Here is a 732-nt window from a genome sequence, read left to right on the forward strand (position 1 = left end):
AATCGTTTGTTTCTAAATTTTCAAAATCAATTTCTCTTTTTGATAAAATAATATTTTTATTTTTTTTGTTATTGTTATTGTTAATGTTATTGTTAATGTTATTGTTATATATATAGGCATCATTAAGCATCGCTTTAGCATCATGCTTAGCATGCTTAGCATCATTAAGCATCGTTTTAGCATCATTAAGCATTGCTTTAGCATCGTTTTTATCAGTATTTTCAGTAACTTGAGCATCATCACAAGCATCACAAGTATAAGTTGTATGTTTATCCCATCTTGCCTGCGCTGCTTTCTTTGCTCTCTCCGATAATCTCTTTGATCGTGATGCTTTTGATACCTTTTCTAAACTCTCATGAGAGTTAGTAAGCTCTTCCTCAACATCTAAATTCCACAAGCGACCATCTGCTAAACGAATGAAATATCCTTCTTCAAGCAAAACATTCAGTGCCGCTTCAAACTTCTTCACTGAATAACCAGTGTAATGAGATAAAACTTTAATATTATAAAAAAGAGGTTCACCAGTATGCAACATACGTAACCGTAATCGCATATAGATATTGCCCTCTACAGCAGGCAAATAATCAACAACTATTGCCCACTTGTCTGCAAAAAGCCTCGTCCATGGCAACTTAGTTGACATACTTCACCTCCTTTTCTTTATTATTATTGCAAGTGAAATTATCTAGCTCTTCAGTGACGTTATTGAGTTCTTTTTCAACTTCTGAATTC

At 33.3% G+C, this 732-nt stretch carries 1 protein-coding gene; it reads right to left on the minus strand.

Going from position 1 to position 732, the window contains the following annotated elements:
* The coding region (locus ACFIJL_RS09760) for a DUF1376 domain-containing protein (RefSeq protein ID WP_375624527.1) at positions 1-643 on the minus strand (643 nt) is incomplete at its 3' end.
* Positions 644-732: the final 89 nt, after the last annotated feature.

The organism is Bartonella sp. TT119HLJHH, assembly GCF_042193385.1.
Classification (GTDB): Bacteria; Pseudomonadota; Alphaproteobacteria; order Rhizobiales; family Rhizobiaceae; genus Bartonella.